Origin of the sequence: Streptomyces sp. TRM68367, from assembly GCF_014495685.1 — a bacterium.
Lineage (GTDB): Bacteria > Actinomycetota > Actinomycetes > Streptomycetales > Streptomycetaceae > Streptomyces.
On the sequence record NZ_JACTVI010000085.1, the window covers coordinates 25,775 to 32,862 of the forward strand.

A 7,088-nucleotide genomic window follows, 5' to 3' on the forward strand; every position below is an offset into this window, starting at 1 on the left:
CGCCATCCGTGCCCGACTTTCCGACGTCGTGGCTCATTCTCCACCCACCCGTGCCCGCAATCATCCGAGCCGGCCGGGCCCCGGAACCGTACGCAACCCCGACGGGTGCGCCGTCCGGGCGTGATGTCATCGGCGTGTGGGCCATGTCCCGGAACTTAGCCGCTCTCCGGCCGTTCCGCCCTCCCCTATTCCGCCTTGAGTGGAATAGACTCAACTTTGTGTACGCTACTCAAGTCAGTACCCAAGTCAGTGCGGACGACGGCTGACGCCAGGAGGAGAACGCGAACGTGGACGCCGAGCTGACCAACCGGAGCCGGGACGCGATCAACGCGGCGAGCAACCGGGCCGTGACCGAGGGACACCCCGACCTCACCCCGGCTCACCTGCTGCTGGCTCTGCTCCAGGGGCAGGACAACGAGAACATCACCGACCTGCTCGTCGCGGTCGAGGCCGACCTGGCCGCCGTACGCGCCGGTGCCGAGAAGATCCTCGCCGGGCTGCCCAGCGTGACCGGGTCCACCGTCGCGCCGCCCCAGCCCAACCGCGACCTCCTCGCCGTGATCGCAGACGCCCAGACGCGCGCCAAGGAACTGGGCGACGAGTACCTCTCGACCGAGCACCTGCTCATCGGTACCGCCGCGAAGGGGGGTCACGCCGGGGACCTGCTGACACAGCAGGGAGCCAGCGCGAAGAAGCTGCAGGAGGCCTTCCAGAAGGCGAGGGGCGGGCGCCGGGTGACCACGGCCGATCCCGAGGGGCAGTACAAGGCCCTGGAGAAGTTCGGCACCGACTTCACCGCCGCCGCGCGCGAGGGCAAGCTCGACCCGGTCATCGGGCGGGACCAGGAGATCCGGCGGGTCGTGCAGGTGCTGTCCCGGCGGACCAAGAACAACCCCGTGCTCATCGGTGAGCCCGGTGTCGGCAAGACGGCCGTCGTCGAGGGCCTCGCGCAGCGGATCGTGAAGGGGGACGTGCCGGAGAGCCTGAAGAACAAGCGGCTCGTGGCGCTCGACCTGGGCGCGATGGTCGCGGGCGCCAAGTACCGCGGCGAGTTCGAGGAGCGCCTGAAGACTGTCCTCGCCGAGATCAAGGACAGCGACGGCCAGATCATCACGTTCATCGACGAGCTGCACACCGTCGTCGGCGCGGGCGCCGGCGGCGACTCGGCGATGGACGCGGGCAACATGCTCAAGCCGATGCTGGCGCGCGGCGAGCTGCGCATGGTCGGTGCGACGACCCTGGACGAGTACCGCGAGCGGATCGAGAAGGACCCCGCCCTGGAGCGCCGCTTCCAGCAGGTGCTGGTCGCCGAGCCGACGGTCGAGGACTCGATCGCGATCCTGCGCGGCCTCAAGGGCCGGTACGAGGCCCACCACAAGGTGCAGATCGCGGACGCGGCGCTGGTCGCGGCGGCCACCCTCTCCGACCGCTACATCACCTCCCGCTTCCTGCCCGACAAGGCGATCGACCTGGTCGACGAGGCCGCCTCCCGGCTGCGCATGGAGATCGACTCGTCGCCCGTGGAGATCGACGAACTCCAGCGCGCCGTCGACCGGCTGAAGATGGAGGAGATGGCGCTCGGCAAGGAGACCGACGCCGCCTCGCGCGAGCGCCTGGAACGGCTGCGCCGCGACCTCGCCGACAAGGAGGAGGAACTGCGCGGTCTCAACGCCCGCTGGGAGAAGGAGAAGCAGTCCCTCAACCGGGTCGGTGAGCTGAAGGAACGCCTCGACGAGGTGCGCGGCCAGGCCGAACGCGCCCAGCGCGACGGCGACTTCGACACCGCGTCCAAGCTGTTGTACGGCGAGATCCCCGCCCTGGAGAAGGAGCTTGAGGCCGCTTCGGCGGCCGAGGAGGAGGTCGCCCGGGACACCATGGTCAAGGAGGAGGTCGGCTCCGACGACATCGCGGACGTCGTGGCCTCCTGGACGGGCATCCCGGCGGGCCGCCTCCTGGAGGGCGAGACGCAGAAGCTGCTGCGCATGGAGGAGGAGCTGGGCCGCCGCCTGATCGGCCAGAGCGAGGCCGTACGGGCCGTGTCGGACGCGGTGCGCCGCAGCCGCGCGGGCATCGCCGACCCCGACCGCCCCACGGGCTCCTTCCTCTTCCTCGGCCCCACGGGCGTCGGCAAGACGGAGCTGGCCAAGGCCCTCGCCGACTTCCTCTTCGACGACGAGCGGGCGATGGTCCGCATCGACATGTCGGAGTACAGCGAGAAGCACAGCGTGGCCCGCCTGGTCGGCGCCCCGCCCGGCTACGTCGGCTACGAGGAGGGCGGCCAGCTGACGGAGACGGTACGGCGCAGGCCGTACAGCGTGGTCCTGCTGGACGAGGTGGAGAAGGCCCACCCCGAGGTCTTCGACATCCTCCTCCAGGTCCTGGACGACGGACGGCTCACCGACGGCCAGGGCCGCACGGTCGACTTCCGCAACACGATCCTGGTGCTGACCTCGAACCTGGGCAGCCAGTTCCTGGTGGACCCGATCACCAGCGAGCAGGAGAAGAAGGAACAGGTCCTGGAGGTGGTCCGCACCTCCTTCAAGCCGGAGTTCCTCAACCGCCTCGACGATCTCGTCGTCTTCTCGGCCCTGACCAAGGACGAGCTGAGCCGGATCGCACGGCTCCAGCTCGACCGCCTCGCCAAGCGGCTCGCCGATCGCCGCCTCAGCCTGGAGGTCACCCCCGAGGCCCTGGCCTGGCTCGCGGACGAGGGCATGGATCCCGCCTACGGCGCCCGCCCGCTGCGCCGCCTGGTCCAGACCGCCATCGGCGACCGCCTCGCCCGCGAGATCCTCTCCGGCGAGATCAAGGACGGCGACACGGTCCGCGTCGACCGCTTCGGCGACGAACTCCTGGTCGGACCGGCGACCGGCAAGACGCTGTAGGAAGCCGGCCGGCGCCCGGGCCCGTCAGGGCCGCCGCCGCGGCCCGGTCAGCCGGTCCGCGCGGACGATCCTCGTCGTCTGCGGCAGCAAGGAGACGGAGCGCCAGTACCTCCAGGGCTTACGGGAGCACCTGCGCAACCCCGCCGTGTCCGTCGTGGTCCGCGGCAAGGCCTGCTCACCGGCACAGCTCGTCGCCTACGCCCGGAGGCAGCGGAACATCGGCAAGGGCGACTTCGACGAGGTGTGGTGCGTCTTCGACGTCGACCAGTTCGTCGATGTCGCCGAGGCAGCCGTCGCCGCACGCCGGGCGGGCATCCGCGTGGCGGTCTCCAACCCCTGCTTCGAGCTGTGGCTGCTGCTCCACTTCGCCCCGCAGACCGCATACGTACCGACGTACAGGAAGCTGCCGCCGCTGCTGCAGAAGCACGTCCCGGGCTACGACAGGACGCGCCTCGACTTCGCCGTCTACCGCGACGGCCGTGCCGGCGCCGTACAGCGGGCCCGGAAGCTCGATCCGACCCCGCGAGGACCATGCGCAGAACCAGTCCACGGGCGTCTGGCGGCTCGTCGAGCGGATGGAAGAGTGCTGAAGGTGACCGGATCGTGTCAGCCGACGGTCGACAGGCCGGTCAGGGGTTGCCACCCCCCTCCCCGGATGGGAGAGGATGGCGGAATCCGTACGAAGGGAAATACACGGTGAGCATCGACCCGTCCTCGATTCCGAACTTCGGGGGCCAGCCCGAGCCGCAGCCCCAAGGACCGGCGGGCCCCGTCGTCCCGGATCAGGACCTCGTGAAGCAGCTCCTCGACCAGATGGAGCTCAAGTACGTCGTCGACGACGAGGGTGACCTCGCGGCGCCGTGGGAGCAGTTCCGTACGTACTTCATGTTCCGGGGCGAGGGTGACCAGCAGGTCTTCTCGGTTCGGACGTTCTACGACCGGCCCCACAAGATCGACGAGAAGCCGCAGCTGCTGGAGTCCATCGACGACTGGAACCGGCGGACCCTGTGGCCCAAGGTTTACAGCCACACCCACGACGACGGCACCGTGCGCCTGATCGGCGAGGCGCAGATGCTGATCGGCACCGGCGTCAGCCTGGAGCACTTTGTCTCGTCCACGGTCAGCTGGGTGCGGGCCGCCATCGAGTTCGACCGGTGGCTCGTCGAGCAGCTCGGCCTGGAGCAGGAGGTCAACGACGCGGAGAAGCCCGAGGGCGGCGAGGAGTAGCCCCCGGAGGCGACTACGGCGGCGCGTTCGCGATCACTGTCAGGTACGCGCCGTAGGCACACGAGAGCCCGGCCAGGGCGGCGACCACCACGGTCGCGCGCCCGGGCCGGGCTCTTGGCGTGCGGACCGGGCGCGGGCCCGTCGAGCAGGTCGCCCCTGTGGCTGGTCCACAGGACTACCCGGCCCGGTTGCCGTCCACAGCCTGTGGGAAACCTGGGCGCACTCGGGCGCGTGACGCGTCAGGTGCCGTAACGCGGGTGCACCAGCGTCGACGGCGGCAGGTCCGGCATCCGGGTGCGGTGTGCGGCTCGCGCGGCTGCCGTGAGGGAGTCCTCGGTGAGCGTGTGCGGGCGCGGGCCCTGGGGGGCGAGACGGAGGGATGGTGTGGTGGTGCGGGCGGCCAGGAGGTAGCCCCAGTCGCGGGTGGCGTGGTCGGTGGAGGCGGCGGCGCGGTCGGGGTCGGCGGGGAAGCCGGTGTCGTGCCCGTTCACGCGGTAGGGGGCGGTGCGGAAACCGGCCGCCCGGAGCGTCGACTCCACCGTCCAGTAGACGCGGGGGCGGGCCGCGACCGGGCCGGCGTGCACGGCGAGGCGGCCGCCGTCGGCCAGAACGCGGCCCGCCAGGCCGTAGAACTCCTGCGAGTACAGCTTCGTGCTCGCGGTGATGCCGGGGTCCGGCAGGTCGGAGATGACGACGTCGTACGCCGCCGGGGGTGCCCCGCGCAGTCGGCGGAAGGCGTCCGCGATCGTCACGTGCACGCGCGGGTCGTCGTACACGTGACCGTTCAGCGCGGACAGGGCCGGGTCGCTGCGGGCCAGCCGCACCAGGCCCGGGTCGAGCTCGACGATGTCCACCCGCCGGACACCGGGATGCCGCAGCACCTCCCGCGCGGTCAGTCCGTCGCCGCCGCCGAGGACGAGCACGCGCGCGTGCGGGCCGTTCATCGCGGGGTGGACCAGCGCCTCGTGGTAGTGCCGTTCGTCGCGGCCGCCCACGCGCAGGCGGCCGTCGAGGTAAAGGTCGAGGGGCCGCCCGCCGCTGCCGCCGGTGAGGACGACCTCCTGGACGCCGGTCTGGAGGGCCACGCGCACGTTCTGGCCGTACACCGCGTGCCGGGCGGCCCGCTCGAAGTCGTCGACGAGTACGGCGGCGGAGCCGAGGAGCGCGACGACGGTGACGTTGGCGGCCAGCAGCAGCCGGCGGGCGCGGCGGCTCAGGTCGCGGTGGAACAGGCCGAGGACCAGCGCGCCGCCGGCGATCACATTGACGGTGCCGGTGACCAGCGCGCCGGTCAACTGCCCCAGGAACGGCAGGAGAAGGAACGGGAAGGCCAGGCCCCCGACGAGCGCGCCGACGTAGTCCGCGGCGAACAGGTCGGCCACCGCGCCGCCCGCGTCCTGGCGGCGGATGCGCTGGATCAGCTCCATCAGCAGCGGCACCTCGGCGCCGATCAGCAGGCCGATGGCGAGGGAGAAGGCGACCAGCAGCCAGCGCGGGCCGTCGGCCCACAGGCCGCCCCAGTCACCGGTCCACGCGAAGACGGCGTACAGGGTCATCGCGCTGCACCCGCCGACCAGGGCGAGGAGGGCCTCCACGGCGCCGAAGGCCGCCGCCGCGAGCCGGCGCAGCCGCTTGGCGGCGAGCGAGCCGATGCCCATCGCGAAGACCATCACGGACAGCACGACGGACGTCTGGGTGACCGAATCGCCGGTCAAGTACGAGGCGTGGGCGACGAGTTCGAGTTCGTACACCAGCCCGCAGGCCGCGCAGACGAAGACGCAAGCGAGGACCAGGAACCGTCCGGTGGCCGGCCGGACGGGCAGCCGCGCGCGACCGGCCCACGACGGCGCGGAGCCGGGCGGGGCGGGAGCGTGCGGTTCGATCACGCTGCGACGTTACGTCACGTCTGGCGTACGCATCGTCACCCACACGTGTGGACCTGGCGCCGGGTCGGGGCATCGTAGGTTTGCGCGTCGTTTGGGCAGGCAGGGTCGGTACGGCTCACCGGTGTGCGTACTCCCACGCGGGTCCGGGTCGCCACCAGCTGCCCGTCCTGCGGGTACGCGTGCCAGGTCCGCCAGTGCACCTGGCCCTCGTACCGCTGGGCCAGCAGCGCCGTGAAGGCGTGCGGGATGCCGGGGAAGACGCCGGCCAGGCCGTGGGGGTGGTCGGAGACCAGGGCCAGCAACTCCTGGGCGCGGCCCGCGAACGAGCCGGGCGAGAGGACCTCGACCCGTGCCGCGAACTCGTACTCCCAGTCGTCCACCCGCTTGGCCACGCCCAGCGGAAGCGGTGTGCTGCTGCCCGGGATGCACGCGACCGTCTCCGAGCATGTGCCCTTCTCCTCCTCCAGAAGGACCTGGTGGGAGGCGCCGAGGAGTCTCAACTGGAGCTTTGCGTCCGTCAGTTCGAGGTCGAGCGTGGCCAGTGCGGGGAGCGGTTCGCGCCCCAGCGCCCAGGCGAGGTCGGTCGCGCGCGTGTCGGTGTAGGAGGTGTTCAGGGTCGTGAGCATGGATCGGCTCCGCAAAGCACACAAGGAGGGGGAGATGTGGGTCCGGCGCACCCCGGGTCACGCCCGGGGGTTCGGCCCAGTCAGCCCGGGCGGCCGGTCAGGAAGGGTGTCCACGGGACGGCCGAGGGGCTGTGTTGGTGATTTAGAGGGAATCACGAACTGTGGCGCCGACACAGCTTTTTTACCCAACTTCGTAGGGTTTTCATTCCTCAGAGGGCTCCACAGCTCATCCGTTCAACTACGGCGTGCGCCTGTGGGTTGTGGGCGTACGCCGGGGTGCTCGCGAGCCCGCCGGGGGCTTCCGGGGCGGGCACATGCCAGGGCGGTGGTCGGCGGGCAACTGCCAGGTGGCTGACCGGAGTCGGTGAGGCGGGTGCTGTCGGCGGCATGGCCGAGCGCCCGCCGGGAGTCGTTCCCGGTGGGCGCTCGGTGCGGGGGCGCGGGCCCGCCCCAGGTGCGGGCCC

Annotated in this window: 5 protein-coding genes; 3 read left to right on the plus strand and 2 right to left on the minus strand. The window is 71.3% G+C overall.

The features are described from left to right. Positions 1-287 precede the first annotated feature (287 nt). From clpB to H8R17_RS35195, 3 genes are all read left to right on the plus strand, one after another. The gene (gene clpB / locus H8R17_RS35185; RefSeq protein ID WP_187827274.1) at positions 288-2,885 is read left to right on the plus strand and encodes an ATP-dependent chaperone ClpB; all 2,598 of its coding nucleotides are present in this window, start codon (positions 288-290) and stop codon (positions 2,883-2,885) included. A gap of 67 nt (positions 2,886-2,952) precedes the next feature. Continuing rightward, positions 2,953-3,585: an RloB family protein gene (locus H8R17_RS35190; protein WP_316959620.1), complete on the plus strand. Its 633-nt coding sequence runs from the start codon at positions 2,953-2,955 to the stop codon at positions 3,583-3,585. Next, positions 3,582-4,112, plus strand: a complete 531-nt coding sequence (locus H8R17_RS35195; protein ID WP_187827275.1) for a YbjN domain-containing protein — start codon at positions 3,582-3,584, stop codon at positions 4,110-4,112. The genes H8R17_RS35190 and H8R17_RS35195 overlap by 4 nt, the downstream gene beginning before the upstream one ends. 239 nt (positions 4,113-4,351) lie before the next feature. Here the strand turns inward: H8R17_RS35195 and H8R17_RS35200 are convergent, their stop codons facing one another. After that, positions 4,352-5,998 carry a polyamine aminopropyltransferase gene (locus H8R17_RS35200; protein ID WP_187827276.1) on the minus strand — a complete coding sequence of 549 codons (1,647 nt, stop codon included), beginning with the start codon at positions 5,996-5,998 and terminating at the stop codon, positions 4,352-4,354. 35 nt (positions 5,999-6,033) lie between these two features. Beyond that, positions 6,034-6,624, minus strand: a complete 591-nt coding sequence (locus H8R17_RS35205; RefSeq protein ID WP_262505733.1) for a DUF2617 family protein — start codon at positions 6,622-6,624, stop codon at positions 6,034-6,036. Positions 6,625-7,088: the final 464 nt, after the last annotated feature.